Below are 26,024 nucleotides of genomic sequence, written 5' to 3'. Positions count from 1 at the left end.
CCCACATGCCCTTCGAACCGCGCCTTGTCGTCACCGGCCACAACTCCGACGGTGACGCGGTCTTCGTCGACGAACGTCACCCGGAACCGGTTGAGGTCCTGGCATTGCCCGGAGCCGAGTTCTACATGATGTGGGGTACGCAGGACGGGGCTCCGACGGTCGGCGAGCCGGACCCGATGCCGGTCATGCGGCCCTATTTCCCCGGCGTCGGCGGCAGCCGCGTCATCTTCCTGCGGTGGGCTCCCCACTCCGACGAACCCGCGCCGACCCCGGATCCCGAGGCCGTGCGGAGCGACGTCGCCGACAAGCTTCCCGGTCTGTTGGACCCGTTCGAGGACGGCAACGAGGGAATGCACACGACGGACACCGTCGACTACGCGATCTGTGTCGAGGGCGAGCTGTGCCTCGAACTCGACAACGGCGCGGAGATCACGTTGACGCCCGGGACGTGCGTGGTCCAGCGCGGGACCAGGCACGCGTGGAAGAACAAGAGCGATCGGCCGGCCTTCATGTGCTACGTGCAGATCGGCGCCACGCGGGTGCCTTGACACCGGGACGAGCGTCGGTGACTATGCGCTTAGTCACAAGCGCCGGAACCGCCCCTCCCAGCCGTTGGAGTGCCGATGCGCACTGGAATCGTGGTCACCGCCCGGCCCGGAGTCGAAGACCTGGCCGCACGGGCCGAGCAGCTCGGGTTCACCAGCTTCTGGGTCTATGACACGCCGATGGTCAACGGGGATCCGTTCGTCGCCCTGGCGCTGTGCGCGAAGGCGACGAGCGTGATCAAGCTGGGGATCGGCGTCACCTCTCCGGCCCTACGTTCGGCGCCGGCGGCCGCCGCCGCGGTGGCGAGCCTCAACGCGATCGCGCCGGGCCGGGTGATCTGCGGCGTCGGCACCGGCAACACTGCCCGCCGCACGCTCGGCATGCTGCCGACGACGATGGCCCGGCTCGAGGAGTTCACGCGAGCGTTGCAGGATCTCACGTCCGGGCGGGAGACGGCGTACACGGAAGGCGCGCGGACGCGCGACGTCCGGTTCCTGCACGTCGGTCCCTACGTCAACACGCAGGACGCGGTGGAGTTCGTCGTCGCGGCGTTCGGACTCAAAGCCGCGGCGATCGCCGGCCGCCTGGGCGCCGGCATCATCTCCTTCGGGCTGCTCGCTCCCGACCTGTGGACGGCATTTCACGAGACGCGGCGGGAGGCGGCCGTGGCCGCCGGGCAGCCGGCCCGCGCCGACTCGTACGTGATGACGTCGCTACATGTGCTGGACGACGGGGAAAGCCGCCACAGCGACCTGGCGAAGGACTCGATGGGCCACGTCGCGATGGCCCTCCTGACGTTCGCGGCCGACAACCCGGCGTTCGGCGATTCGCTGGAGCCCGATGAGGCCGACGCCGTGCGACGCCTGCTGCAGCGGCGGGGCACCACCGCGACGGCGCCCGACCGGCACCGCAGCCTGTACCGCAACTATCTCGGCCGCATCGACGCCGCCGACCGCGACCTGGTGGTGCCGTCGCTGGTGGACAAGCTCGCGCTGATCGGCACGCGGGATGAACTGGTGGCGCGCATCGCGACGCTGGAGGCCGCCGGCATCGACGAGATCGTCATCCAACCCGTCGTCGACCCCGACCGCGAGATGGCCGCATTGGCTGAACTGATGGGCTGACGGTCGTCACTTCGGGGCGGGGACGGACACCTCGGTGGCGAGCATGCGGGCCTCGGTGGCGGCCTTGCGGGGGCCTTCGTGAAAGTCCGGGGCGGCACAGGCGAACAGCGTGGTGCCGGCCGGTCCACCGAGCCCGCAGGCGTACACCGGCGAACCGGGATCGACCACGTCGGTGATGGTGCCGCCCTCGACCACCCGGATCAGCCGGTTGCCGATGGCGTCGGCGATCCACAGCCCGCCCTCGGCGTCGAGGCACGCGCCGTCGGGCGCGACATTCACCTGCGCGAGCGACCCGGCGACACTGAGATCGGTGGGCAGTGGGCCGAACTCCGCCCACACCCGTCGGTTGACGAGTTCACCGCCGTCGGTGACGTCGAACGCGGTGACCCGGTTGCCGAACGTCTCCACGACGACCAGTACGCCGTCGGCGGTGATCGCGCATCCGTTGGGGAACCACAGGTCGTCGGCGACCTCGGTGACGGTCCCGTCGGGGTCGACGCGGTGCAGCGCGGCGGTCTCGATCGGGTCACCGGCCATCAGGTTGAAGCCGAAGTTGCCGACGTACGCCCGGCCCCGCGCGTCGACGACCATGTCGTTGGTGTGTCCGGTCGCGTGGCCGCCCAGGTCGGCGTGGACCGACAGGGTGCCGTCGGGCTCCCGGCGCAGGACCGTGCGGTCGAGCATCGACACGACGAGGAGCCGCCCGTCGGGCAACCATCCAAGACCCGACGGTTGCCCGGGGACGCTCGCCTCCTCGCGGATGTCGGACCCGTCTTCCCGCATCGACCGGACGAGATAGCCGTAGAAGTCGGAGAACCAGAGGCGCCCGGCGTGCCAGCGGGGTGCTTCAAGGAAGTGGAAGCCGTCGGCCACCGTTGTCATCGGACCGGTCACGTTGCGCTCCTCAGGTGAATAAGCGCATAGTCACCGTTTACAGTGGACGTGTCAAGGGCCCAGAAGGAGCGGTCGCGAATGGCGAAACGGCAGGCCCGGTTCACCGTCGAGGAACTGGCCGACGATCCACGGCTGCACGACGACTCGGCCGATCTCTGGGACCAGGAACGGCCCGAGGTCATGCGCAGTCTGCTGACCTCGGCGGTGCGGTGCTTCGCCAAGAACGGTTATCACGGCACGACGACCCGTGACATCTGTGTCGGCGTCGGTCTCAGCCCGGCCGCGCTGTACGTCCACTTCGACTCGAAGGAAACGGTTCTCTTCGACATCATGCTGGCCGGCCACCACCGTGCGCTCGCCGCCGTGCAGGAGCCCGCCGTCCTCGACATCGACCGGTCCGACGAGCGGCTGGGCGCCATCATCTCGCGGTACACCGCCTGGCACGCTCGCCACCATGTCGCCGCCCGCGTCTGCCAGTTCGAGCTCTCGGCGCTCACGTCCGAGCACTACGCGGAGATCCTCGAACTGCGGCACCGGACGAACGAGTTCTTCCACGACGCCGTCACGCGGGGCATCGCTGACGGGTCCTTCGCCCCGGTCGACGTCAAACGGGTGACCCGGGCGATGCTGTCGCTCAGTATCGACCTCGTGCGCTGGTACCGGCTCGACGGCACCGACTCGCCGGAACAACTCGGCGAGTTCTATGCCGCCCTCGCGCTGAAACTCGTCGAGCACCCGCCGGTGCTTCATGGTGATGGGTGACCCTTCACGATCACCCGGTCGGCGGGTGGCGTTCGCGATTCACCCGCCGCGGTGCGGACCTGACCGTGCAGGACGAGGGACCAGGCGAGGCATCCGAACGCGACGGTGGTGGCCACCGTCCGCACGACGTTCCAGGCGATCCAGCGCGTCTCGTGGAAATCCGCCCGGACGGCCGCCAGGTCGACGATCCGGTCCGGGTCGCCGGCCGCCTTGATGGCGTCGTTGAGCGGAACGTTGATCGTCATCGTGATGACGACGGTGGCGAAGTAGAGAACGCCGGCCACCAGGATCCACGGCGCCGCGCGCCGCGCGTCACCGCGGAGGTGGGACGCCGCGGCGACACCGCTGAGCAGCAGTGCGCCGAAGAACGTCAGCATGAACAACGGGTTGATGATGGCGCGGTCGATCGCCTGGAAGGCACCGACGAAGGTGCGGTCGTCGGTGTTGCCGAGGCCCCGCATGATGGTGTGCGCGTAGAGCCCGAACACCCCGGCGATGAGTCCCGTCGTCATCGTCGCCGCGATCAGTGAGATCGTCTGCACCGTCCGGAGGCTCATCGGGTTCCGCCCGCGGTCCAGACGCCGGTGGCGGCGGCAGCGTGTGCGTAGGCGGCGAAGTCGCGGGGTTGCCGGCCGAGGGCGCGCTGGACGCCGTCGCCCAGGTGCGCGTTGCGACCGTCGAGCACGGTGGTGAACAGGTAGCTCAGCAGCTCGACGATGTCGGCCGGAGTCTCCGGGTCGAGGGCGGCGGTGAACTCGGCCGGGGAGATCCTGCGGTACACGATCGGAATGCCGGCCGTGCGGGCGATGACGTCGACCGCCTCGCTGAACGTGAGCAGGCCCGGCCCGGTCAACTCGTAGACCTCGCCGAGGTGGCCGTCCCCGGTCAACACGGCGGCGGCGACCTCGGCGACGTCGTCGAGGTCGACGAACGGCTCTCCGACGTCGCCGGCGGGCAGGGCGACCTCGCCGGCGAGAATCGGATCGAGCAGGTACCCCTCGTCGAAGTTCTGCGCGAACCAGCTGCAGCGTAGGACGGTCCAATCGGCACCGGAACCGGCGACGATCTTCTCGCACTCCTGGGCCTCCTCCTCGCCGCGGCCGGACAGCAGCACGAGGCGTCGGGTGCCGGCCGCCAGCGCGGCATCGGTGAATGCCTCGATGACCGTGGTCGCGCCGGTCGCGGCGAGGTCGGGAACGTAGGTGACGTAGGCCGCGGACGCCCCGTCCAGTGCGGCTTTCCAGGTCCGCCGGTCGCCCCAGTCGAACGTCGTCGCGCCGTTCCGCGAGCCGAGCCGCACCGGCACGCCGAGACGGTCGAGTCGTTCCCCGAGCCGCCGCCCGGTCTTGCCCGTGCCGTTGGTGATCAGAACCGTGTGCCCTGATTCCGGTGTCATGGTGATCGTCCTCCCGGTGTGGATGTCGGTCACCGAACAGTGCCGGTTGGACGAATTGGCCGGTAGGAACTCTTGTCACCGGGCGGCCGTCGTCGATGCGGAGCGGCGGCACTGACAATTGTCACGGCGCGGGCCGGGACTTCGGTGCCTCGTCAGGTGATCCACGTCGTGGGAGACTCCCGGGCATGGGATGGGCACCGGAGTCCCGGGCCCATGGGCCGTGGGCGCGTATCGGGCGGCTGGCAGTGCCCGCCGTCCTCGTGTACTGCAGCACGTTCGCGCTGGTGCAACTCGGCATCGTCCTGACCTATCCGGGTCGGTCCGAGCACGCCGGGTGGGCGGTTCTCGCGACGGCCTGCTACCTGCCGCTCTTTCTGTGGCAGGTACACGCGGCCGTGTCCGGTACCCGGGTGCCGGGCGGCGCGTGGACGGTGGCCGGGCTGGCCGCGATCGTCGGTGCGGGCGTCCCGATCGCCGGCAGCAACTGGCTTCCGGTCTTCGCCGTCGTCGCGGTGTCGGCCATGCTGGTGCTGCCGTGGCCGCGGTCGTTGGTGGTCGCGCTCGCGCTCGTGGCCGCGCAGGCACCCCTGGCGGTGCTGCTCGACAGCCCCGTGACGGCCGCACCGTCCTACTACGTGTTCGCCCTCTGGTGGCGCGCCTCGGCGCTGTTCGTCCCCATCTGGCTGCTGCGTGCGCTGCGTCAACTCTCGGCGGCCCAGGATGCGTTGGCGGAGAAGGCGGTCGTCGACGAGCGGCTGCGCGTCGACGGTGAGGTGCGGACCGTGGTCGGGTCGGCGCTGGAGACGATCGCCGCGCAGGCGGACGCGGCCGCCGGGCTCGCCGCGTCGGACCGGTCGGCCACCGCCCGGCACATCCGCACGTCCGTGCTGACGTCGCGGCAGGCCGGGGCCGACGTGCGTCGGCTGCTGCGCAGCTACCGCCTGCACCCGCTCGTCTCGGAGGTCGATGCGGCAGCGGCGCTGCTCACCGCGGCGGGAATTCCGACCAGCGTCGAGTTCGCCGACGCGGATCGCCACCTGCCCGCCGACGCGCGGTTGCGGTCGGACCTCCAGCGCGATGTCGCCGCCGTTCTGCACGACGAGACGGTTCGCAGTTGCGTCATCCGGGTCGGTCGCGACGACGAGCCGGCCCGGCTGAGTGTGCACGTCGAGGCCCGGTCGTGATGCGCCCGTCGTCGGGCGACACGGTCGGGGTGCCGGCGTGGACGGCGCGGCGCAGTGCGTGGTTCCTCGCCGCCCTCCACGTGCCGTTCGTGGTCGCCGGGCCGGTGGTCACGATTCCCCGTCACCAGCTCGAACCGGCCGACGCCGTGCTGTTGGCACTCACCGCGGCCGCCATCGGCGGGCTGCAGATGCGTCACAGCCTGGCCGCCGCACACGGCCGCCGGGCCGCCGGCGCGCCCTGGACGTTTCTCGGGGTGTGCCTGCTCGTCTACGTTCCGCTGCCGCTGTTCACCTGGGACTGGGCGATCATGCAATGGTTCGTGGTCGCGTCGGCGGCGATGACGCTGCCCCGCCGCCTGGCCGTGGTCGTGTGCGCCGGCCCGATCGTCGGCCAGACCGTGGCCGCCGGCTGGTACGTCGGGCACGATCCGACCGTCGGGCCCGGCCTGCTGGTCGTGTTCGTCCTGTACACCCTCACCCTCATCACCGCGGGCAGTGCCGCGCTCGTCGGTTCGGGCTGGCTGGCGCGGACCCTGACCGAACTCGACGAGGCGCGGCACGCGCAGGCCCGCCTCGCCGCGACCCGGGAACGGGTGCGGCTCTCCCGCGACCTGCACGACCTGCTCGGCCACAGCCTGGCGACGACCTCGCTGCAGGGCGACCTCGCGCTGACGTTGCTGCCCGCCGACCCCGCCGCCGCCCGCGCGGAGATGGAACGCGTGGCCACCGTCGCCCGTCGTGCCCTGCACGACATCCGAGCCGTGACACGGGACGAGCACTCGGTGACGCTTCGGTCCGAGATCGCCAGTGCGACGACCCTGCTCGGTGCGGCCGGCGTTCATACCGAGATCGACCTCGGAGAGTCGGACCTGGCCGGCCCGGTCGACGAGGCGTTGGCCTGGGCGGTGCGGGAAGCGGCGACCAACACGCTCCGGCACAGCCGGGCGACGAGATGGTCGGTCACGACCCGGAACACCTCCGATCGGATCCGGCTGACCATCGTCAACGACAACGCCCTGCAGGACGCGGCGCGTGGCGACAGCCTGCTCGGCGGTCTCGCCGGCGTGGCGGCCCGCGCGCATCTGCTGTCCGGCCGTGCCACCGCTCAGTTCACCCCCGACGGCCTGTTCCGGCTCGAGGTAGAGATTCCCCGGGAACCGTGGTGATCAGGATCCTGATCGCGGAGGACATGCACCTCATCCGCGGCGCGGTCGCCGCCCTGCTCGCCCGGGAAGCGGACATGCTGGTCGTCGCGGAGGTCGAACGGGGTGACGAGATCGTGCCCACCGCGCTGCGGGTCCGCCCGGACGTGGCGGTCATCGACATCGACCTGCCGGTGGTGGACGGCCTCACCGCCACCGACCGGCTCCACACGGCGCTGCCCGAGTGCCGCACCCTCATCCTCACCGGGCTCAGCCAACCCGGGAACCTCCTGCGTGCCCTCCAGGCCCACGCCCGTGGCTTCATTCTCAAGGACGCACCGGCCCGCAGCCTGGCCGACGGCGTCCGCCGGGTCGCGGCCGGCCAGCGCTTCATCGACCCCGACCTGATCGCCGACGCCCTCGAAACCGGCGCCAGCCCGCTGACGCCGCGGGAGACCGATGTGCTGCTGGCCACCGAGGCCGGCCTGTCGACCGCCGAGATCGCGAAACGGCTGTCGCTGTCGCCGGCCACGATTCGCAACTACCTGTCCAGCGCCATCACCAAGACCAATGCACGCAACCGCATCGATGCCCTACGGATCGCCCGCAACGCCGGGTGGCTGTGAGGCCAGCAGTTCCACCACGGTCGCGTGGCCGTGTTCGGCGGCGAGGTCGATCGCGGTCCGGTCCGCACGGGTTCCGGTGCGAAGGCGTCGACGCGGGTCGGCGCCGGCCGCGAGGAGTTGCCGCGTCACCTCGGCCTCTCCGGCCTCGGCCGCGGCCATGAGGGCCGTTCCACCGTCGTGCGTCGTGTCGTCGACGCCCAGGCCCTGGTCGAGCAGGAACGCGACGGTGTCCCGGTTGCCCGCGCCGGCCGCCTCCATCAACGCGTTGTTGCCGGCGCGGTCCGTCGCCCGCAGGTCGGCACCGGCCGCCTGAAGCAGTCTCAGCCCCTCCGGTGTACCGATCCGGGCCACCGCCATCGCCACCAGTTCACCGCTCGGCGTCGCGTAGGCCGGATCCGCGCCCGCGGCCAGGAGTGCCTTCATCACCCCGGGCTTCCGGGCGGCGAGCATCAGCGGGGACCAGCCGAACGCCGTGTCGTCCAACTCCGGCACGTTCGGGTCGGCGCCGTCGGCGAGGAGTGCGTGGACACGGTCGAGGTCGCCGTTCCAGGCCGCATCGTGCAGTTCCTCCGCCATGCCTATTCGCTGCTCTCGTGCACGTGTCGTTCGCGCCCCTTGTCGTCGGTGTCCGGCGGGGTCGGGAACTGTGGCCGGTAGGCGCGGCGGAACCGGCTGACCCGGCCGTGCAGCACGGTGCCCAGGGCCGCGGCGGTGCCGAGGGCGATCAGCAGGCCCGCCGTGACCTGGAGCCAGGTGGGGGCACCGAGCGCGGTGCACACGATGACGGCCAGCACGCCGCTGAGCACCGCGTCGATGATTCCGACGATGACGGGCGATCCGGCGAGGAAGTGGCCGAACCCGAGGCGGCGCCGGAAGCTGTAGGTCTGGGTGAGGCCGGCTTCGTCGTCGTGGTGTCCGGTGACCAGGAAGCGGTCGAGGTCGGGCACGAGTTCGACGTATGCGTGCCGGAGCCGGTTCATCCCGATCAGCAGCCAGGCGTCCTCGACGTCGGCCTCCATGAGGCGGATGAAGGTGGCGATGCCGACGAGGAGGACCACGGGGAGCACCAGCAGCGCGATGATCCGGAAGTTCGTCTCGAACCCGGTCGCCTGCACCACCAGCGACAGCGCCACCACCGTCGCGGAGAGGATGGTGAGGAAGGTGCCGGTGCGGCTGAAGATCTCCTGCCAGATGCTGCTGCGGGTCGCGAGCAGGCTCCAGTGCTCGGCCGCCAGGACCTGGGCGCGCAGTGCCGCGTTGTCGGTGTCTTTCGGCGCCGGTGCCTGACCGGATTCGTCCGTCATGATCTCCCACCTGCCATGTCCGCATCATTGCGCACATTGCCGATCGCGCAAGGCGGGCGAGCGTCGTCGAGTCCCTCGCGGGAGCCGCGCGGGAGCCTCAGAATCCGGCCGTGCCTGCCGAACGTGGTGACAGGCCCGACGTGCGCGACGTGCGGGATCCGGTGGGGCCGGCGAGACGGAGGTGGCGTGCGAACGTTCGCAGTGCTGACCCCGTTCGTCGGTGGGGACTACTACGGTGCCGTGATCGCCGCGGTGAACCGTGCCGCGGTGGCGGACGGCGACCGGGCGATCGCCATTCAGACCCTCGATCCCGGATCACCGAGCGCCGACTCCAGCGGGATACCCGATTTCCGACGTCCCATCGCCTGGCGGCACCTGGACGGGGTGGTGGTGATGCCGGCCGCGGTCGCTCCCGACTACGTGCGGGCCTTGATCGATGCCGGTATCAGGGTGGCGCTGATCGGCCACGAGCTGGCCGGCGTCGACTGTCCGGTGGTGCTCGCCGACAACCGGGGCGGCGTGCGGGACAGCGTCCACCACCTCGTGGAGCACGGCCACGAACGGATCGCGTTCGGTGGCGACCTGAGCCACTTCGACCTGCGGGAACGCCACGAGGGGTACCGGGCGGGGCTGCTGGACAAGGGAATCGTCCCCGACCCGGCTTTGCTGTTCCCCGCGCCGGACAACCACGAGAGCGGCGGCGTGACGATCGCCGGGCAGCTGATGGCGGCCGGCATGCCCGCCACCGCGATCGTGCTCGGAACCGACCGGAACGCGATCGGGCTGATGCGGGCGTTGACCGGGGCGGGTTTCGACCTGCCCGACGCGCTCGCGGTGGTCGGGTTCGACGACATCCCCGACGCCCGCTTCCTGCGGCCGAGCCTGTCGACGGTGAACCAGCCGCTGGACCGGCTGGGGCGGCTCGCGTACGAACTTGTCGCCACACCGCGGGCTCCCGCACCGGCGGCGACGCACACCGTCGCGTCGGAGCTGGTCACCCGCGATTCGTGCGGGTGCCCGCCACAGGGCCTGCGGGTCTCGGAGGACCAGTTCCGGGCGCAGTTCCAGGACACCGCGTACCTGCAGAAGACCCTGGACATCCAGTACCGGCTGAGCATCGAACTGCTCGGCCGGCACGGCCGGGATCCGTTGGGGCTGGCCTGGTTGGGGCGCACCCCGGCGCTCGCCGGCTGCCTGGGCCTGTGGCGACGGGCGAGCCGTCCCGGTGCGATCGTCGGCACCGTCCCGGAGCCCGCGATCGAGATCGTCGGCGTGTACGACGCCGACGGCCCGGCACAGCTGCCGGCGGACCCGGTCATGCGGGTCGGCGATTTCCCGCCCGCCGACCTGTTCGCGCTCGCTGACGGCGCGGCCGGGCACGTCGTGTTCGTGGTCCCGGTCCGCAGTGAGGCGCACGACTGGGGTGTCCTGGCCGCCGTCGGCCGGATCCAGGACACCACACCGCCGGGCCGCGAAATGATGAACAACTCCAGTGCGCTGCTGGCGTTGGCGCTCGAACAGCACGCGCTCCTGCGATCGCTGCACGAGAGCGAGGAGCGGCTGCGTCAGGCGGCGCTCCACGATCACCTCACCGGTCTGCCGAACCGGGCACTGTTCACCGACCGGCTCCGGCAGGCGTGGCAGCGGTCCGTCGACGACCCGGACCACCGGCTGGCGTTGCTGTTCATGGATCTCGACGGCTTCAAGCACGTCAACGACACGCTCGGCCACGCCGTCGGTGACCAGTTGCTGGTGCGGGTCGGGCGGCGGCTGTCCGACCTGCTGCGCGACAGTGACACCGCGGCCCGGTTGGGCGGAGACGAGTTCGTCATCCTCCTCGACGGGGTGGACCTGCCGCAGGGACCGCGACAGGTGAGCGACCGGATCCGGGCCACGTTCGTCGACCCGGTGATCCTCGACGGTCAGGAGGTCCGGGTCGGTGTGAGCATCGGTGTCGCGACGTCCGCCGACGGCCCGTCTTCTCCCGAGGACCTGTTGCGCCACGCGGATGCGGCGATGTACGAGGCGAAGCTGCGGCGGAAGGCCAGCCGGGCCGCATGACACGCGGCGGTCTGGTCAGCGGGCGAGCCAGCCGCCGTCGACCGGGATGATCGCCCCGTGCACGTAGTCCGCGGCCGCGGACGCCAGGAAGACCGTGGCGCCGGCCAGGTCGTCGGGGCGGCCCCACCGGCCGGCGGGGATGCGTTCCAGGATGGTCCTGTTGCGTTCCGGCTGATCCCGCAACCCCTGCGTGTTGTCGGTGGCGATGTAGCCGGGGGCGATCGCGTTGACGTTGACGCCGCGTCCGGCCCACTCGTTGGCCAGCGCCCGGGTGAGGCCGGCGAGACCCGACTTGGCGGCGGCGTAGCCGGGGACGGTGACTCCGCCCTGGAAGCTCAGCATCGATGCGGTGAAGATGATCTTTCCGGTCGAGCGCCGCAGCATCTGCCGACCGACCTCGCGTGCCAACACGAACTGCGCGGACAGATTCACCTCCAGGACGTGGTCCCAGTCCTCGTCGCTGTGGGTCTCGGCGGGAGCCCGGCGGATGGTGCCCGCGTTGTTGACCAGGATGTCGACCGGCCGGTCGTGGTCGTTCAGCCACGCGGCCAGGGTGCGGACCGCGGCCCGGTCGGACAGGTCGGCGCGGTAGGGCACGAACGAGCGGTGGTGGCGCCGTACCCGATCGGCGACCTCGCTGCCGTCGGCTTCCAGCGTCGCGCTCACGCCGATGATGTCGGCGCCGGCCGCGGCCAGGGCCTCCGTCATCGCCAGGCCGATGCCGCGGCGGCAGCCCGTCACGGCGGCCAGTTTGCCGCTCAGGTCGAAGGGGTTCACGCGTCCGCTCCCGGGTCGCCGCAGTCGATGAGCACCTTGACGTCGCCGCCGGCCTCCAGCGCCCGGAACGCCTCCGCGGCGTCCTCGAGCGGCACCACGCGGGAGATGAGGCGGTCCGCCGGTATCCGTTCCTCGTGCACCAGGCGGACGGCCTCGTCGTAGTCCTCGCGCTGGTACACGCGGACGCCGATCATCTCGAGCTCCCGCCAGAAGACGCGGTGCAGGTCGACCTCGCGCGGCGCGGGGTGGATGCCGACGACGACGAGCCGCCCCCGCACCGCGAGCAGGTCGGTTGCCGTGCGGACGCCGGCGGCGGATCCGGAGACCTCGAACACCACGTCGGCGCCGGCGCCTCCGGTCTGCTCGGCCACGTGGGCGGCGACGTCGACGTCGGTCGGGTCGACGGTGGCGATGCCGAGTTCGGCGGCGACGGCCCGGCGATCCGGGTCGATCTCGACGACGGTGACCGTGGCGCCGGTGGTCTGGGCGACCTTGGCGATGAGCAGTCCGACCGGACCGGCGCCGATGACCACCGACCGCTCGCCCGCGGTGAGCCGCGACCGGCGCACGTCGTGCACGGCCACCGCCGTCGGCTCGATCAGGGCGGCCCGGCGCAGCGGCAGGTCCGCCGGCAGGGGGACCAGGATGCGGGCCGGCACGGTCCAGGAGTGCTGCATCGAGCCGGCCGAGTCGATCCCGACGAAGTTGAGCCGGTGGCAGATGTGGGTGTGTCCGGCGTGACAGGCCGGGCAGTTTCCGCACCAGTCCAGCGGCATCACCGTCACCGGGTCGCCGACGGCGTGGTCGGTGACGCCGGCGCCGAGCGCCGCGATCCGGCCGGACATCTCGTGGCCGATGACGGCCGGCGTGTGCACCCGGCGGTCCATCGCGCCGTGCATGATGTGCAGGTCGGTGCCGCAGATGCCGGTGTAGGCGACGTCGATGCGGACCTGTCCCGGTCCGGGTGGCACCGGATCGGCGTCCCCGACGACGATCCTCCGATCGCCGACGTAGCGTGCGCTGCGCGTCATGCGTTCTCCCTGATGTCGTGACCGGCAGAAACATCTGATGTCTCTATAGTTGGCGGGTGGCACTGACCGACGAGGCGATCGTGAAGATCCGGAGCATGATCCAGAGCGGCGAGCTGCCGCCGGGGTCGAGGCTGCCGACCGAGCAGCAGCTCGCAGCACAGATGGGGCTGTCGCGAAGCGGCGTGCGCGAAGCGGTGAAGGTGCTCGAGTCGGCCCGGGTGCTCGACGTTCGCCGCGGCGACGGCACGTACGTGACGAGCCTCGCGCCCCGGCTTCTGCTGGAGGGTCTCGGCGTCGCGGTGGAACTGCTGCGCGACGACACGCTGCTGGAGGTCATGGAGGTGCGGCGAATGCTGGAGCCGGTCGCGACCGGCATGGCGGCGCTGCGGATGACCGGGGAGACGCTGGCCGAGCTCGCGCAGATTCTCGACGACATGCGCGGGGCCGCCGACGACGCCGAGAAACTGATCGGGTTCGACACCGCGTTCCACCGCACCGTGGTCGCGGCCACCGGCAACGAGACGCTCACCTCGCTGCTCGACGGGCTGTCGAGCCGCACGGTGCGGGCGCGGGTCTGGCGGGGTCTGATCGAGGGCAACTCCGCGCACACGACGATCGAGGAACACCACGCCATCTATCTGGCGCTGCGCGCGGGCGACCAGTTGCTCGCCCACGCCACGGCACTGATGCACGTCAACACGTCGGAAGCCTGGCTGCGGGCGGTGCTCGCCGCGTCGGCGGGTCATCGCGCGACTCCCGGGTGAATCCGGTCGGCGAGGCCGTAGGCCCGGATCGCGGTGCCGGCGAAGATCTCGTCCCGGTCCGGCCGCGGCAGCGGCGGGAGGGCGTCGCGCAACGCGTCGAGGACGGCCCGGTAGTCGGCCACGAGCAGACACACCGGCCAGTCCGAACCGAACATCAGCCGCCCGGGCCCGAACTCCTCGACCGCGACGCCGACGAACGGGCGCAGCGCGTCGGGTGTCCACCCGGTCCCGGCCTCGGTGACCATTCCGGAGAGCTTGCACATCACGTTGGGGTTGGCGGCCAGCGTCGCGAACGGCTCCCGCCACCGCCGCAGCCCGTCGGCGCCCCGGTCGATGCGGGGCTTGCCGAGGTGGTCGAGGACGAAACGGAGCCCCGGTACGGCCCGGGCGGCGCGGGCGGCCGCGGGCAACTGGTCGGCGCGGACCACCAGATCGAAGACGAGCCCGGCGGCGCCGATCTCGGCGAGTCCGCGCCGGACGTCGGGCCGGTCGAGGTAGTCGGGGTCGGCCTCCCCCTGCACCTGCGCGCGCAACCCGACCAGCAGGTCGCCGCCGCGCCGGCGACGGTACCGGTCGATGGTCGCGGCCACGTCGGGCGCCGCGACGTCGATCCAGGCCACGACCCCGAGGATCGGCGGCGTGTCGGCGGCGTAGGCCAGGAACTCGGCGGCCTCGTCGGGATGGCAGCGGCCGCCCTCCACGAGCACCGTGCCGTCGACGCCGGTGGCGTCGAGTTCGGCGGTCAGGTCGGCCGGCGTGAACGGCCGGCGGATGTCCGCCAGGCCCGGTTCGTCGAGCCACGTGTAGCCACGGTCGGGTTGCCACAGGTGGTGATGGGCGTCGATCATCATGGTCAGGCCGTTGCCGTTGTCGCCGGTGCGGCGGCCCACGCGCGACCGTCGGGGAACCGGTACTCGTCGAGCGACGCGGCGAGCATCTGTGCGCTCATGCCCGCGGCCGTCGGCGCCAGGTACCGCCCGTTGTCGATGCGGACCGGGTCGACGAAATGCTCGTGCAGGTGGTCCACGTACTCGATGGCGCGCTCGTCGGTGCTGCCGCTGACCGCCACGAAGTCGAACATGGCCAGGTGCTGCACCAGTTCGCACAGTCCGACCCCGCCGGCGTGAGGGCAGACCGGCACGCCGAACTTCGCCGCGAGCAGCAGGATCGCCAGGTTCTCGTTGACCCCGCCGACGCGGCAGGCGTCGATCTGGACGACGTCGACGGCGCCTGCCTGCAGGAGCTGTTTGAACATCACGGCGTTGTGCACGTGTTCACCGGTGGCGACCTTGACGGGTGCGACGGCCCGGCGGACCGCGGCGTGGCCGAGCACGTCGTCCGGTGACGTCGGCTCCTCGATCCAGTACGGGTCGAACGGGCTGAGCGCCCGCATCCATTCGATGGCGTCGGGCACCCCCCAGATCTGGTTGGCGTCGACGGCGATGCGGATGTCCGGCCCGACGACCTGACGGGCGATGCCCAGCCGGCGTACGTCGTCGGCCAGATCTCCGCCGACCTTGAGCTTGATGAGCCGGTAGCCGGACCCGACGGCCTCCCGGCACAGCCGCGCGAGCTTCTCGTCGTCGTAGCCGAGCCAGCCCGGGGTGGTGGTGTAGGCCGGGTAGCCCTCGGCCAACAGCAGCCGTTCCCGGCCGGCCCGCCCGGCGGCGGCCGACCGCAACAGGTCGAGGGCCTCGTCCTCGGTGAGCGCGTCGCGCAGGTAGCGGAAGTCGATCTGGGCCACCAGATCTTCCGGAGCGAGGGCGGACAGGAACTTCCACAGCGGCGTGCCGGCCCGTCGTGCGGCGAGGTCCCACACCGCGTTGACCAGTCCGCCGGCGGCCATGTGCACGACACCCTTTTCCGGGCCGAGCCATCGGATCTGGCTGTCACCGATGAGTCGACGCGCGAGGGATCCCGGATCGGCGACGAGCTCGTCGACGGGCTGGCCGATGACCATGCCGGCGAGTGACCGCAGCGCCGCGACCTCGATCTCGGTGCCCCGGCCGACGGTGAACACGAATCCGTGCCCTTCCGCCCCCGCGCTGGTGCGCAGGACGACGTAGGCGGCGGAGTAGTCCGGGAACGGGTTCATCGCATCGGATCCATCCCGATGCCTGGAGGTGGGAAACCGGATGTCGATGGTGTCCACGGAAAGGACGCGGTCGATCACCATTGCTCCTGACGGGTTGTGGGACGGCCTCAGTTCTGTGCCTTGCCTCCGGTGACGCGGGAGACCACCAGCGCCACGAGGATGACCGCGCCGTTGAGGAAGTTGGTCCACTGCGCGGGCACGCCGGCCAGGGTGAGGACATTAATGATCATGAAGAGCAGGAGGACGCCGGTGAAGGCGCCGAAGACCGTTCCCTTGCCCCCGTTGAGGCTCACCCCGCCGATGACCGCCGCGGCGAAGACCTGGAAGATCGCGCCGTCGCCCTGTGCGGCGGGCACGGCCGCGAGCCGGCCGCTCAACAACAGACCGGCGAGGGCCGCCAGGGTGCTGGCCACGACCAGGGTCAGCCACAGGATGCGGTCGGTGCGGATGCCCGCCGCCCGGGCCGCGTCGACGTTTCCGCCGATCGCGTAGAGCGCACGGCCCACCCGGGTGAAGCCCAGCACGACGATTCCGGCCACGAACAGCAGCAGCGAGATCCAGACGGACGCGGGGACGCCGAGCCAGACGGCGGAGCCGAGATACGTCATCGACGACGGCAGCGCGAAGAAGGTCTTGCCGCCGGACACCCCGGTCAACAGGCCGCGCAGCACGATGAGCATGCCGAGCGTGACGATGAACCCGTTGAGCCCGAACCGCACGATCAGCAGTCCGTTGAAGGCGCCGACGAGAACTCCGACGAGCAGGACGACCGGAATCGCCAACGCCGGCGGCAGCACGTGGACGCCGAGCCCGTGGGTGACCGCGGGGTCGACGATCAACCACGCCGCGATGCCGGGGGCGAGCCCGAAGGTGGACTCCAGGGACAGGTCCATCTTGCCCGTGATCAGGACCATGGTCTGCGCGAGAACCAGGATGGAGATCTCGGACATGCTCTGCAGCACGTTGATGACGTTGTCCGACTGGAGGAAGACCGGGTTGACGAAGTACCCGACGATCGCGACGGCGATGATCGCCGGAACCAGCGCGAGGTCGCGCAGGCGGGCGATGGCGAGGGCCCGGCGGCGACCGGGCGGCTGCGCCGCCGCCGGTGACGCGTCGGTCTTCGACAGCGTGTCAGACATGGTGGAGGTCGACCCCTTCCATGGCGGCTACCAGTTCGTTGTCGGTCCATCCGCGCGGCTTCTCGGCGACCACCCGGCCCTGGAACATCACCAGCACCCGGTCGCAGATGCGCAGGTCGTCGAGTTCGTCGGAGACGACGAGCACCGTGCTGCCGCGCCCACGCACCTCGTCGACGACGCCGAGCAGTGTCTGCTTGGAGCGCACGTCGACGCCCGCGGTCGGCGTGATGAGGACCAGCAGTTTCGGATCGCTGGCCAGGGCCCGGGCCATCACGGTCTTCTGCTGGTTTCCGCCGGACAGGTCCGACACCGCGACGTCCGGCCCGGTCGCCTTGATCGCGAGGTCGGCGATGGCCTCGCGGGCGACCGCGTCGCGCCGGGCCGGTGAGATGAACCCGTTGCGGGTGATGCGGTCCGGGACGGTCATCGTGACGTTCTCGCCGATCGACAGCTGGGGTATCAGCCCTTCCCGGTGCCGGTCCTGGGGGACGAGCCCGACGCCGGCGTCGAGCGCGTCCGGCACGCTGCCGGGACGCAGCGTGCGCCCGTCGAGGACTACGGTTCCCCCCGACGGACGGGCCAGCCCGACGATCGCCTCGGCCACCTCGACCTTGCCGCTGCCGCCGGCGCCCGCGATGCCGACGACCTCGCCGGTGCGGGCCTCGATCGACAGTTCGGCGCCGGAGCGGGTCCGTAGGTCCCGCACCGACAGGAGCACCGGCGCGTCGGCCGGCGGCGGCCTGTGGACGGCCTCGGGCATGGTCACGTCTTCGCCGGTCATCGCCGTGACCAGGGCCTGCCGGTCGAGGTCGGCCACCGGCGCCGACACGATGTGCCGGGCGTCGCGGAACACCGTCACCTGGTCGCAGATCTCGTAGATCTCCTGCAGGTGATGGCTGATGAACAGGAACGTGACCCCCTGCGCGCGCAGGTCGCGGATCCGGTCGAACAGCCGGCTGATCCCGGCAGCGTCGAGCTGTGCCGTCGGCTCGTCGAGAATGATGAACCGGGCGCCGAACGACAGCGCCCGCGCGATCTCCACGAATTGCCGCTGTTCCACCGACAGCGTCGCCGCCGGTTGGCGCACGTCGACGTCGACCGCCCAGGTGGCGAGCAACTGCTCGGCCTCGCGGCGCAGGGTCGACCAGCGGATCAGCCGGTCCCGGCCGCGGGCGTGCCGGTTGAGGAACAGGTTCTCCGCGACGGTCAGCGTCGGGATGATGGTCGACTTCTGGTAGACGCACGCCACCCGTTGCCGCCACGCGTCGCGGTCACTGATCGGGGGTGCCGGGGTTCCGCCGAAGGTGACCGTGCCCGCGTCGGGAGTCTGCAGGCCGGTGAGGATGCCGACGAGGGTCGACTTGCCGGCCCCGTTGCGCCCGACCAGGGCGTGCGTCTCGCCCTGGTCGACCACGATGCCGGCGTCGGACAGCGCCACGGTCGATCCGAATCGTTTGGTGATGTGCGCTGCCTCGACGACGGCGGGACTCATGTGTTGTTTCCCCACAGGGATTTGTCGTCGAACTTGAGGGTGGGTTGCCCGCCGATCGCCGTGCCGTCCCGGGTCACCAGCGGTGCAGCGAGCTGGTCCTCGAGCAGGCCGTCGCGGACCTTGATGATGGTGCTGCCGTGATCGGTCGGGCCGGGTTGGAACGTCCGGCCGTCGATCGCGGCCTTCGCGTAGTACAGGCCGAACTTGGCGTACAGGTCGGCCGGCTGGCTGACCGTGGCGTCGATGAGACCGTCCCCGATGTTCTTGAGCTCCTCGGGGATGCCGTCGTTGGACACGATGTAGACGTGTTTCGGGTCGGACGGCGCGACCTGCAGGCCCTTCTGCTTGAGGATCTGCAGCGTGCCCGACAGCGCGAACGACGACTGCATGTAGACACCCTTGATGTCGGGGTCCGACGCGAGCCGGGTCTGCAGCTTGGTCGCGGCCACGTCGGCCTTCCAGTCGGTGGCCTCGCCGAACACGGTGATACCGGGGAAGTCCTTCTTCATGCACTCGTTGAAGGCCTCGGTCCGGTCCCGGCCGTTGACCGAGGCGAGGTCGCCCTGGAGCATGACGACCTTGCCCTGTCCGCCGAGTTTGGTGCCCAGGAACTGGCACGCCTTGGTGCCGTAGGCGCGGTTGTCGGCCCGCACCACCATGAACACGTTTCCGGTGTCCGGGCGGGTGTCGATGGTGACGACGGGGATCTTCTTCGCCGCGAACTGGCTGAGGGTCGGTGCGATGGCGGCGGTGTCCTGCGGCGCCATGACGACGCCCTTGACCCCCTGGCTGATGAAGGTCTGCGCGTTGGAGATGAGGTTCGCGATGTCGTTCTGGGAGTTGGTGGTCTTCAGGTCGATGCCGAGTTCCTTCGAGAACTGCGGCACGTACTTGATGTAGGAGTTCCAGAAGTCGGTGTCCGACCGCGGGTAGTCGACACCGATCAACGGCGCGGAGCTGCCACCGCCGCTGTCGGACGGGCCGTCGTTGCCGCAGCCGGTGACGGACGTGGCCACGCCGAGCGTGACGGCCAGCCCCAGGCTGAACAGAGCTTTGTGGTTCACCGGTTCCCTCCGGGACGGATTCGGTGCACGGGCGCGGCGAACTGATCGCCGTCGGCCGCATGGCGGGGCCGGCGGAGACAGAAGTGGGGCGTCGCGCGGGGGCGAGTGGGGGACGCTGACCGGCTCGTAACCGGCCAGACATCAGATGTATTTATAGAACAGGCTCTGGATTCTGTCCATGGTCTCCGACATCTCCCTGTTCCGTGCGCCGCGACGCGGCGACGCGGTGGCGTTACATCTGATGTTCGGGCGGCGCCGTGAGGGGAGCGCTGCAGCGATTGGTTTTTGTAAACATCATACGTATGGTCTTACTGTTCGTCGTTACCTACCGAGGACACCGCCGCCACATGAAGGACGTTCAATGGTCGACAACTCCACACCCGGGCGCCCCCGCCGGGCCTTAGGGGCGATCGCGGTCGGGGCCCTGGCCCTGGCCCTGACGATGACCGCGTGCAACAAGGACGACAGCGGTACGTCGTCCGGTTCCTACGGCTTCCCACAGACCAAGCAGGACGACAAGGCGAAGATCACCGTCTGGGTCGACTCCGACCGCGCCGGAGCGGCCGACGCCTTCAAGAAGGCCAACGCCGACGTTCCGATCGAGGTCGTGTCGTACGACGGATCCGCGAACGGCTCGAACTCGTTCCGCACCAAGATGCAGCTGTTCGACCGGGCCGGTGACGGCTGGCCCGACGTGGTGTTCTCCACCCAGAACAACGACGCCGCCTGGGCGAGCCAGACCACCAACGGCAAGCAGGCGTTCGCCGCCACGCTCGATCAGGGTCTGGTGCCCAAGACCGTGCTGGACAACTTCACCAAGGGCGCGCTGAACCCGTGCACGGTCGGTGGCAAGGTGTACTGCCTGCGCAACGACCTCGCGCAAGCGGTGCTGTGGTACAACAAGACGCTGCTGGACCAGTTCGGCTACCAATTGCCCACCAGCTGGCAGGAGTACCAGGCCCTCGGCGAGAAGGTGGCCCGCGAGCACCCCGGTTACATCGTCGGCACCACCGGCGACCCGTGGACTCCCGAGGTGTTCTTCTGGGCCAGCAAGTGCCAGGCGAACGACATCACCGGCTCGAAGACGGTCAAGGTCAACGTCGAGACCACCGAGTGCAAGCGCGCCGCCGCGCTGCTCGACACGCTCATCAAGAACGGCACGACGCCGAACATCAGCGTCTTCACCCCGGAGTTCGTCCAGAAGTACTCCGGCAAGGTCGTGATGATGCCGGGGCCGGCCTGGTACGCGGGCGCCATCTTCAACAATCCCCAATCGCTCAACGTCCCCAAGGGACAGCTCGGCGTCGCCGCGCCGCTGCCCTGGCAGGGCGAGGAGGCCGTCACCGGCAACGTCGGCGGCGGAACCTGGTTCATCAGCAGCCACTCCAAGAACCTGAAGGCGGCCGCGAAGTTCGTCGAGTTCGTCACGACGGCCGACGACTACCAGGTGAACGTCGCCCCCGGATACCCCGCGTACGGGCCCGCCGGCGACAAATGGATCAAGAAGCAGGAGGCCAGCGGCTACTACGCCACCGACCTGCAGGCGGTGATCAAGGCCGGAACCCAGATCTGGAGCGGCTGGGGGTCGGGAATCTTCAGCCAGGAAGCGATCTGGGCGAAGACCATGACACCGGCGGTCACCAGCGGCAAGAGCCTGGTCGACATGCTGCCGCAGTGGGGCACCGCGATCAAGAACCAGGCGCAGGTGGACGGTTACACCGTTTCATGAGCACCACGTTCACGGAGGAGGCCGCCCGGTCCGCGGACGGGCGGCCTCGCCACCCCACCCATCGCCGCCGGGCCCGGTCCCGTCGCGGGGGCATGAGCTACCTGTTCGTAGCCGGGCACGCGGCACTGACCCTGGCCTTCGGCGTGCTTCCCGCGCTCTACGCCCTGTACCTGGCGTTCACCACCGGCACCGGCGGCTTCGCCGGCCTGGACAACTTCACCAAGGTGATCGACGACTTCCGGTTCCTGCCCGCCGTCGGCCACGTCGCGTTGTACCTCGTGATCTGGCTGGTCGCCCTGGTGGTGCTGGTGACCGTGCTGGCGCTGGTGGTGCACGCCATCCGGGTGCGCTGGCTCAGCCGGACCCTGCGGCTGGTCTTCTACCTGCCCGGCGCGGTCGCGGGCGCCTCCAGCGTGCTGCTGTGGCTGTTCGTGCTCGACCCGACGGTCAGCCCGGTCGCGCCGGTGCTGCGGCTGCTGGGCTACGACAGCTTCCTTCAGGTGATCGCGCCGTCGCACCTTCCGCCGATCTTCGCGATCATCGCGTTCTGGACCGGTGCCGGGGGCTGGATCGTCATCATGTACGGCGCGCTGAACACCATCAGCGCGGAGATGATCGAGGCCGCCCGCATCGACGGTGCGAACGTCGTTCAGATCGCCTGGCGCATCCAACTGCCGCTGCTGCGCAAATGGATCTCGTACATGGGCATCATGTCGCTGGCCGCCGGCACCCAGCTGTTCGTCGAACCGCAACTGCTGTCCCAGGCCAGCACCGCGGTCGTGCCGAACGACTACTCGCTCAACCAGCTGGCGTACCTCTACGCGTTCCAGCAGAACGACTTCAACGGCGCTGCCGCCATCTCGCTGATGCTGCTCCTGATAACCCTCGTGCTGTCGACGGTCTTCGTGACGCGCGGCGGCCTGTTCGAGACGGACTGACCACAGTGGACGGAAAAGGTGTCACCGGCTGGAGCGGGCGGGTGCTCGTCGCGGTCGTCGTATCCGTCTTCGTGCTGTTCTTCGCCATCCCCATCGTCTGGCTGCTGCTGGCCACGACGAAATCGGCGCGCGGGCTCATCGTCGGCAACCCGTTCCGGCCCGGCAGTCTCGGCGATCTGGCCGAGAACTGGAACGAGCTGTTCGACTTCCAGGACGGTGCGGTGACGGGATGGGTGCTGAACTCGGCGACCTACGCCCTGGGCGCACTGGTCATCACGTTGATCGTCAGCATCCCGGCCGGATACGCCATGGCGTTGACCCGGTTCCGGTTCCGCCGGTCGCTGCTGGTGCTCACGTTGGTCGTCATGCTCGTTCCCAACACGGCACTGGTGCTCCCGATCTTCCTGGAGCTCAACGTGATCGGGCTGATCGGTGACCCGTTGTCGGTGATTTTGCCGATGTCGTTCTTCCCGTTCGGGGTGTACCTGACCTACATCTACTTCGCCACGAGCGTTCCCCGTGACCTGCTCGCCGCGGCCCGCATCGACGGCTGCTCCGAACGTCAGGTGTTCACCCGGGTGGCCCTGCCGCTGGCCCGGCCCGTCGTCGCGCTGGTCGCGTTCTTCAGCTTCGTGCAGAGCTGGAACAACTTCTTCCTACCCTTCGTGATGCTGCCCTCCAGCGACGGCTACCCGGTGCAGGTCGGTCTCACGTCGCTGCTCGCGTCGACGCCCGCGTTCAACCCGAGTTCCGTCGGTTCCCAGTCGGTGCAGTTGCCGACGCTGGCCCTCGCGACCGTCATCTCCATCCTGCCCGTCCTGATCGTCTTTCTGTTCTCGCAACGCTTCCTGGTCGCGGGCATGACCGCCGGAGGCACCAAAGAGTGAACCGTCGCACCGACCACGAGGAACAACCGTGAAAATCACCGGATACCGCAGCCTGACGACGCGATACGACTGGGAGCGTCTCGTCGGTGACGCCAACGGCGTGCTGCCGGAGCCGCGTACCGACGTGCATCTGCTCATCCTGACCACCGACGAAGGGCTCGACGGTGTCGGTGTCGGCCCGCACGGCGACATCGGCCGCGTCTTCGACGCCGTCGAGGGCGAGGATCCGCGGGCCGTCACCGCGCTGTACGACCGGATGCTCAACCGTGCCTTCAAGAGCGGCCATGCCGGCAGCGTGTTCGGAACCATCGGCGCGATCGACATGGCCCTGTGGGACCTCAAGGCGAAGGCCGCCGGTGAGCCGTTGTGGCGCATCCTCGGCGCGCTCGACCGGTTCGTGCCCGGCTACGCCTCGGGTCTGGACATCGCGCTCGACGACGACGCCCTGGTCCGTCTCTACGAAGGCTTCGCCGATCGCGGCTTCAGCGCGGCCAAGCTCAAGGGCGGTCGGGACCTGGCGCGGGACCGGCGACGGCTGGAGGCGTTGCGCGACGTCCTGGGCCGGAACTCGGCCAGTCCCGCGCTGATGCTGGACGCGAACGAGTCGTGGCACCGCTCGCAGGCCGTCCGCTACGTCACCGCGCTGGAGCGAACCGTCGATCTGACCTGGGTGGAGGAACCGGTCCGCCGCTGGGACGCCGCGGGGCTCGCCTCGGTCCGCAACGGCATCCGCGCCGCGGTCGCCACCGGTGAGAACCTCACCGGCCTGGAGCAGTACCGCCCGCTGCTCGACGCCGACGCCGTCGACATCGTCCAGGTCGGCAACGTCTGGGGTATCACCCACTTCCTGCGGGTGTCCGCCGTGGCGCACAGCCGGGACCTGCCGGTGAGCCCGGTCGGGCATCACGGCAACACGCTCGCCCACGCCGCCGCGGCCGTCCCCAACCACCTGACGTTCGAGGTGCAGCACCTCACCGCACCGATCGGCGTGCACATCGATCAGCAGTTCGTCGACGGCGGGATCGTTCTCGGCGACGAGCCCGGTCTGGGGATCCGCGTCGACGAGCAGCGCGTCGACGCCGCCCCGGCGGTCAATCCGTCGGTGGCCGTCGACGGTCCGCACGTGCGTCCCTCGCGCGCCGGGCTGCGACTCGTACCGGACGCTCATTTCGAGACCTCCGTCGACGCGTGAGGGTGCGGCGACTGCGCCGGCGGCCGGCGGTGCGGCTCAGCGAACTGGGTTTCGGCGGATCGCCGGGTGGCAACCTGTACTCCGCGATCACCGACGAGCAGTTCGCGTCGGCCGTCGACGCGGCCTGGAACGCGGGAATCCGGCACTTCGACACGGCGCCGCATTACGGGCTCGGGCTGTCCGAGCGCCGCCTCGGCGCCGCCCTGCGGGGCCGCCCACGCGAGGAGTACGTCGTGTCGACGAAGGTCGGGCGGCTGCTCGTGCCGTCGCCGGAGACCGCGGGCCGGGCCGACCCGGACGGGTTCGCGGTCGCGGCGACGCACCGGCGCGTCTGGGACTTCAGCCGCGACGGGATTCGCCGGTCCCTGGACGCCAGCCTGCACCGCACCGGCCTGGACCGGTTCGACATCGTCTACCTCCACGATCCGGACGAGCATTGGCGGCAGGCGGCCGACGTCGGGGTGCCGGCACTGGTCGAACTGCGGGACGAGGGCAGTGTCGGTGCCGTCGGGGCCGGTATGAACCGGTCAGACCCGCTGGCGCGGTTCGTGCGGGAGACCGACGTCGATCTGGTGATGTGCGCCGGCCGGTACACCCTGCTGGATCAGAGCGCCGCCGGTGACCTGTTGCCGGCCGCCCGGGAGCGCGGCGTGGACGTCGTGATCGCCGGCGTGTACAACTCGGGGCTGCTGTCGCGCGACCGGCCGCCCACCGACGCCACCTACGACTACCGACCCGCCGATCCGGAGCGGGTGGCCCGCGCGACGCGGATCGCCGTGGTCTGCGAACGGTACGGCGTCACCCTGCCGGTGGCCGCCCTCGCGTTCGTGCGGTCGGATCCGGCGGTCGTGTCGACGGTGGTCGGGATGCACAACGATATCGAGGTGGCCGAGACGATCCACCGGGCCGGGTCCGAGGTTCCGGACGAGCTGTGGGCGGCGCTTCGGGCGGACGGCCTGATCGAAGCACCGCGGCCGTAGGGCTGGTTTCGGGGCGGGTTCAGGGCGTGGGGGTCTGTCCGCCGTGCAACGCCGGGCGGCGTCGTTCCCACGACTCGACGATGTGCCGTCGCATGTGCGTCGCCGCGGCGTCCGGGTCGTTGGCGAGGATGGCCGCTCCGATGCGCTGATGCTCCGCGAGCGAGACGGCGAGGTCACCGGCCGGCGGCATGCCGTTGTACCGCCCGGACAGGCGCGCCTTGGCGTGGATGCTGTGGACGATGGCGTATCCGAGCTCGTTGCCGGACGCCGCCATGATCATCTCGTGGAAGACGACGTCTTCGGCCAGGTAGCGCTCCGGGTCGTCGACACAGGTGGCGAGGAAATCCAGCTGACGCGCCAACGCCTCCTTGTCGGCGGGCCCGATCACCCGGGCGCACCGCGCGGCCATGTCACATTCGAGCGCCGCCCGGACCTCGACCAGATCGTCGAGGATGTGCAGTCCCCGGTCGTGGCGGATCTGTGCCTCGAGCACCACGGGGTCGAGCAGGTTCCAGCCGGCCCGGGGGAGTACCTGTGTGCCGCGACCGGAGGTGGCCTTGACCAGACCCTTCTCCTCCAGCAGCTTGATGGACTCCCGTACCACCGTGCGGGAGATGCCGAATTCCGCGCACAACTGCGGCTCCGTGGGAAGACTCTCTCCGACGGCGTAGCTGCCCGACACGATGCGGTCCACGACATGGGCCACGACCGTGTCGCCCAGCCGTCCGCCGCGTCGTGGTTCCACGGGCGGGAGTGGGCGGCGAACGTCGTCCCCGGTTTGGAGCGGGCCGGCGCTCGCGGTCGCGGGTCGGACATGTGGCACCGCGTCAGCATACCGTGCTGACCACGCGGTCCCGGACGATCAGCGGGCCGGGCGGCACCGGTACCGGCGCG

At 70.3% G+C, this 26,024-nt stretch carries 26 protein-coding genes; 13 read left to right on the top strand and 13 right to left on the bottom strand.

The genetic code is table 11. The annotated features are described in order from the left end of the window. Positions 1-5: 5 nt before the first annotated feature. Both Vau01_RS09075 and Vau01_RS09070 read left to right on the top strand, forming a co-directional pair. The gene (locus Vau01_RS09075; RefSeq protein ID WP_203989207.1) at positions 6-548 is read left to right on the top strand and encodes a cupin domain-containing protein; all 543 of its coding nucleotides are present in this window, start codon (positions 6-8) and stop codon (positions 546-548) included. Positions 549-623: 75 nt separating this feature from the next. Then, complete coding sequence (locus Vau01_RS09070) at positions 624-1,670, top strand: LLM class flavin-dependent oxidoreductase (protein WP_203989205.1); 1,047 nt, start codon at positions 624-626, stop codon at positions 1,668-1,670. A 6-nt stretch (positions 1,671-1,676) separates the two neighbouring features. On the opposite strand, the gene Vau01_RS09065 is transcribed toward Vau01_RS09070, so the two are convergent. Continuing rightward, the gene (locus Vau01_RS09065) at positions 1,677-2,564 is read right to left on the bottom strand and encodes an SMP-30/gluconolactonase/LRE family protein (protein WP_239151443.1); all 888 of its coding nucleotides are present in this window, start codon (positions 2,562-2,564) and stop codon (positions 1,677-1,679) included. Between the two features lie 78 nt (positions 2,565-2,642). Here Vau01_RS09065 and Vau01_RS09060 point away from each other — a divergent pair, with 78 nt between their 5' ends. Beyond that, a complete protein-coding gene (locus Vau01_RS09060) occupies positions 2,643-3,326 on the top strand; it encodes a TetR/AcrR family transcriptional regulator (protein WP_203989203.1) in 684 nt (227 codons plus the stop codon). On the opposite strand, the gene Vau01_RS09055 is transcribed toward Vau01_RS09060, so the two are convergent. Next, a complete protein-coding gene (locus Vau01_RS09055; RefSeq protein ID WP_239151441.1) occupies positions 3,311-3,868 on the bottom strand; it encodes an anthrone oxygenase family protein in 558 nt (185 codons plus the stop codon). The genes Vau01_RS09060 and Vau01_RS09055 overlap by 16 nt on opposite strands. 11 nt (positions 3,869-3,879) lie before the next feature. Then, positions 3,880-4,722: a Rossmann-fold NAD(P)-binding domain-containing protein gene (locus Vau01_RS09050; protein ID WP_203989201.1), complete on the bottom strand. Its 843-nt coding sequence runs from the start codon at positions 4,720-4,722 to the stop codon at positions 3,880-3,882. Positions 4,723-4,907: 185 nt separating this feature from the next. Between Vau01_RS09050 and Vau01_RS09045 the strand changes: the two genes are divergently transcribed. The 3 genes from Vau01_RS09045 to Vau01_RS09035 are packed head-to-tail and all read left to right on the top strand — an operon-like array spanning position 4,908 to position 7,674. Then, on the top strand, positions 4,908-5,906 hold the full coding sequence (locus tag Vau01_RS09045) for a hypothetical protein (protein ID WP_203989199.1): 999 nt from the start codon (positions 4,908-4,910) through the stop codon (positions 5,904-5,906). Further along, a complete protein-coding gene (locus Vau01_RS09040) occupies positions 5,906-7,072 on the top strand; it encodes a sensor histidine kinase (protein ID WP_239151518.1) in 1,167 nt (388 codons plus the stop codon). The genes Vau01_RS09045 and Vau01_RS09040 overlap by 1 nt, the downstream gene beginning before the upstream one ends. Then, on the top strand, positions 7,069-7,674 hold the full coding sequence (locus tag Vau01_RS09035; RefSeq protein ID WP_203989195.1) for a response regulator transcription factor: 606 nt from the start codon (positions 7,069-7,071) through the stop codon (positions 7,672-7,674). Before Vau01_RS09040 ends, Vau01_RS09035 begins: the two co-directional genes overlap by 4 nt. On the opposite strand, the gene Vau01_RS09030 is transcribed toward Vau01_RS09035, so the two are convergent. Then, positions 7,642-8,250 (bottom strand): ankyrin repeat domain-containing protein, encoded by a 609-nt coding sequence (locus Vau01_RS09030; RefSeq protein WP_203989193.1) that lies wholly within the window; start codon positions 8,248-8,250, stop codon positions 7,642-7,644. The genes Vau01_RS09035 and Vau01_RS09030 overlap by 33 nt on opposite strands. Positions 8,251-8,252: 2 nt before the next feature. Then, positions 8,253-8,978 carry a hypothetical protein gene (locus Vau01_RS09025; RefSeq protein WP_203989191.1) on the bottom strand — a complete coding sequence of 242 codons (726 nt, stop codon included), beginning with the start codon at positions 8,976-8,978 and terminating at the stop codon, positions 8,253-8,255. 186 nt (positions 8,979-9,164) lie between these two features. On the opposite strand from Vau01_RS09025, the gene Vau01_RS09020 reads away from it, so the two are divergent. Continuing rightward, the gene (locus Vau01_RS09020; RefSeq protein ID WP_203989189.1) at positions 9,165-11,039 is read left to right on the top strand and encodes a substrate-binding and GGDEF domain-containing protein; all 1,875 of its coding nucleotides are present in this window, start codon (positions 9,165-9,167) and stop codon (positions 11,037-11,039) included. A gap of 15 nt (positions 11,040-11,054) precedes the next feature. Here the strand turns inward: Vau01_RS09020 and Vau01_RS09015 are convergent, their stop codons facing one another. Together Vau01_RS09015 and Vau01_RS09010 are read right to left on the bottom strand one after the other, a co-directional pair. Then, on the bottom strand, positions 11,055-11,816 hold the full coding sequence (locus tag Vau01_RS09015; protein WP_203989181.1) for an SDR family oxidoreductase: 762 nt from the start codon (positions 11,814-11,816) through the stop codon (positions 11,055-11,057). Then, positions 11,813-12,847 carry a zinc-dependent alcohol dehydrogenase gene (locus Vau01_RS09010; RefSeq protein WP_203989179.1) on the bottom strand — a complete coding sequence of 345 codons (1,035 nt, stop codon included), beginning with the start codon at positions 12,845-12,847 and terminating at the stop codon, positions 11,813-11,815. The genes Vau01_RS09015 and Vau01_RS09010 overlap by 4 nt, the downstream gene beginning before the upstream one ends. A 56-nt stretch (positions 12,848-12,903) precedes the next feature. Here Vau01_RS09010 and Vau01_RS09005 point away from each other — a divergent pair, with 56 nt between their 5' ends. Continuing rightward, a complete protein-coding gene (locus Vau01_RS09005; RefSeq protein ID WP_203989177.1) occupies positions 12,904-13,611 on the top strand; it encodes a FadR/GntR family transcriptional regulator in 708 nt (235 codons plus the stop codon). On the opposite strand, the gene Vau01_RS09000 is transcribed toward Vau01_RS09005, so the two are convergent. Genes Vau01_RS09000 through Vau01_RS08980 form a run of 5 tightly spaced genes read right to left on the bottom strand, consistent with a single transcriptional unit; the run spans position 13,590 to position 19,404 of the window. Next, complete coding sequence (locus Vau01_RS09000; protein ID WP_239151440.1) at positions 13,590-14,501, bottom strand: amidohydrolase family protein; 912 nt, start codon at positions 14,499-14,501, stop codon at positions 13,590-13,592. The two genes, Vau01_RS09005 and Vau01_RS09000, sit on opposite strands and share 22 nt — an antisense overlap. After that, on the bottom strand, positions 14,465-15,787 hold the full coding sequence (locus tag Vau01_RS08995; protein WP_203989175.1) for an enolase C-terminal domain-like protein: 1,323 nt from the start codon (positions 15,785-15,787) through the stop codon (positions 14,465-14,467). Before Vau01_RS08995 ends, Vau01_RS09000 begins: the two co-directional genes overlap by 37 nt. A 26-nt stretch (positions 15,788-15,813) precedes the next feature. Then, a complete protein-coding gene (locus Vau01_RS08990) occupies positions 15,814-16,848 on the bottom strand; it encodes an ABC transporter permease (RefSeq protein WP_203989173.1) in 1,035 nt (344 codons plus the stop codon). Beyond that, positions 16,841-18,340, bottom strand: coding sequence for a sugar ABC transporter ATP-binding protein (locus Vau01_RS08985; protein WP_203989171.1), 1,500 nt, complete (start codon positions 18,338-18,340; stop codon positions 16,841-16,843). The genes Vau01_RS08990 and Vau01_RS08985 overlap by 8 nt, the downstream gene beginning before the upstream one ends. Further along, on the bottom strand, positions 18,337-19,404 hold the full coding sequence (locus Vau01_RS08980) for a sugar ABC transporter substrate-binding protein (protein ID WP_203989169.1): 1,068 nt from the start codon (positions 19,402-19,404) through the stop codon (positions 18,337-18,339). Before Vau01_RS08980 ends, Vau01_RS08985 begins: the two co-directional genes overlap by 4 nt. Positions 19,405-19,582: 178 nt before the next feature. On the opposite strand from Vau01_RS08980, the gene Vau01_RS08975 reads away from it, so the two are divergent. From Vau01_RS08975 to Vau01_RS08955, 5 genes are read left to right on the top strand one after another with little or no spacing between them, the layout of a single operon-like run. Further along, positions 19,583-21,133, top strand: coding sequence for an ABC transporter substrate-binding protein (locus Vau01_RS08975; RefSeq protein ID WP_239151439.1), 1,551 nt, complete (start codon positions 19,583-19,585; stop codon positions 21,131-21,133). Beyond that, positions 21,130-22,071, top strand: a complete 942-nt coding sequence (locus Vau01_RS08970) for a carbohydrate ABC transporter permease (RefSeq protein WP_203989167.1) — start codon at positions 21,130-21,132, stop codon at positions 22,069-22,071. The genes Vau01_RS08975 and Vau01_RS08970 overlap by 4 nt, the downstream gene beginning before the upstream one ends. A 5-nt stretch (positions 22,072-22,076) precedes the next feature. Beyond that, entirely contained in the window at positions 22,077-22,958 is an 882-nt protein-coding gene (locus tag Vau01_RS08965) for a carbohydrate ABC transporter permease (protein ID WP_239151438.1), read from the top strand. A gap of 28 nt (positions 22,959-22,986) precedes the next feature. After that, complete coding sequence (locus Vau01_RS08960) at positions 22,987-24,150, top strand: mandelate racemase/muconate lactonizing enzyme family protein (protein ID WP_203989165.1); 1,164 nt, start codon at positions 22,987-22,989, stop codon at positions 24,148-24,150. Beyond that, complete coding sequence (locus Vau01_RS08955) at positions 24,147-25,130, top strand: aldo/keto reductase (protein ID WP_203989163.1); 984 nt, start codon at positions 24,147-24,149, stop codon at positions 25,128-25,130. Before Vau01_RS08960 ends, Vau01_RS08955 begins: the two co-directional genes overlap by 4 nt. 19 nt (positions 25,131-25,149) lie before the next feature. Here the strand turns inward: Vau01_RS08955 and Vau01_RS08950 are convergent, their stop codons facing one another. After that, positions 25,150-25,875: a FadR/GntR family transcriptional regulator gene (locus Vau01_RS08950; protein ID WP_203989161.1), complete on the bottom strand. Its 726-nt coding sequence runs from the start codon at positions 25,873-25,875 to the stop codon at positions 25,150-25,152. Positions 25,876-26,024 lie beyond the last annotated feature (149 nt).

The sequence above is a fragment of the Virgisporangium aurantiacum genome, assembly GCF_016863635.1.
Lineage (GTDB): Bacteria > Actinomycetota > Actinomycetes > Mycobacteriales > Micromonosporaceae > Virgisporangium > Virgisporangium aurantiacum.
Note: the sequence above shows the minus strand (reverse complement) of the source record. Positions and strands in the feature narration are given on the sequence as shown.

Excerpts from the sequence above, each read along its gene's own strand:
- Vau01_RS09040 (WP_239151518.1), top strand. The coding sequence starts at position 5,906 with ATGCGCCCGTCGTCGGGCGACACGGTCGGGGTGCCGGCGTGGACGGCG.
- Vau01_RS08985 (WP_203989171.1), bottom strand. The coding sequence starts at position 18,340 with ATGAGTCCCGCCGTCGTCGAGGCAGCGCACATCACCAAACGATTCGGA.
- Vau01_RS08975 (WP_239151439.1), top strand. The coding sequence starts at position 19,583 with ATGGTCTCCGACATCTCCCTGTTCCGTGCGCCGCGACGCGGCGACGCG.
- Vau01_RS09075 (WP_203989207.1), top strand. The coding sequence starts at position 6 with ATGCCCTTCGAACCGCGCCTTGTCGTCACCGGCCACAACTCCGACGGT.
- Vau01_RS09070 (WP_203989205.1), top strand. The coding sequence starts at position 624 with ATGCGCACTGGAATCGTGGTCACCGCCCGGCCCGGAGTCGAAGACCTG.
- Vau01_RS09060 (WP_203989203.1), top strand. The coding sequence starts at position 2,643 with ATGGCGAAACGGCAGGCCCGGTTCACCGTCGAGGAACTGGCCGACGAT.
- Vau01_RS09025 (WP_203989191.1), bottom strand. The coding sequence starts at position 8,978 with ATGACGGACGAATCCGGTCAGGCACCGGCGCCGAAAGACACCGACAAC.
- Vau01_RS09050 (WP_203989201.1), bottom strand. The coding sequence starts at position 4,722 with ATGACACCGGAATCAGGGCACACGGTTCTGATCACCAACGGCACGGGC.
- Vau01_RS08970 (WP_203989167.1), top strand. The coding sequence starts at position 21,130 with ATGAGCACCACGTTCACGGAGGAGGCCGCCCGGTCCGCGGACGGGCGG.
- Vau01_RS09045 (WP_203989199.1), top strand. The coding sequence starts at position 4,908 with ATGGGATGGGCACCGGAGTCCCGGGCCCATGGGCCGTGGGCGCGTATC.
- Vau01_RS08990 (WP_203989173.1), bottom strand. The coding sequence starts at position 16,848 with ATGTCTGACACGCTGTCGAAGACCGACGCGTCACCGGCGGCGGCGCAG.
- Vau01_RS09010 (WP_203989179.1), bottom strand. The coding sequence starts at position 12,847 with ATGACGCGCAGCGCACGCTACGTCGGCGATCGGAGGATCGTCGTCGGG.
- Vau01_RS08995 (WP_203989175.1), bottom strand. The coding sequence starts at position 15,787 with ATGGTGATCGACCGCGTCCTTTCCGTGGACACCATCGACATCCGGTTT.
- Vau01_RS09030 (WP_203989193.1), bottom strand. The coding sequence starts at position 8,250 with ATGGCGGAGGAACTGCACGATGCGGCCTGGAACGGCGACCTCGACCGT.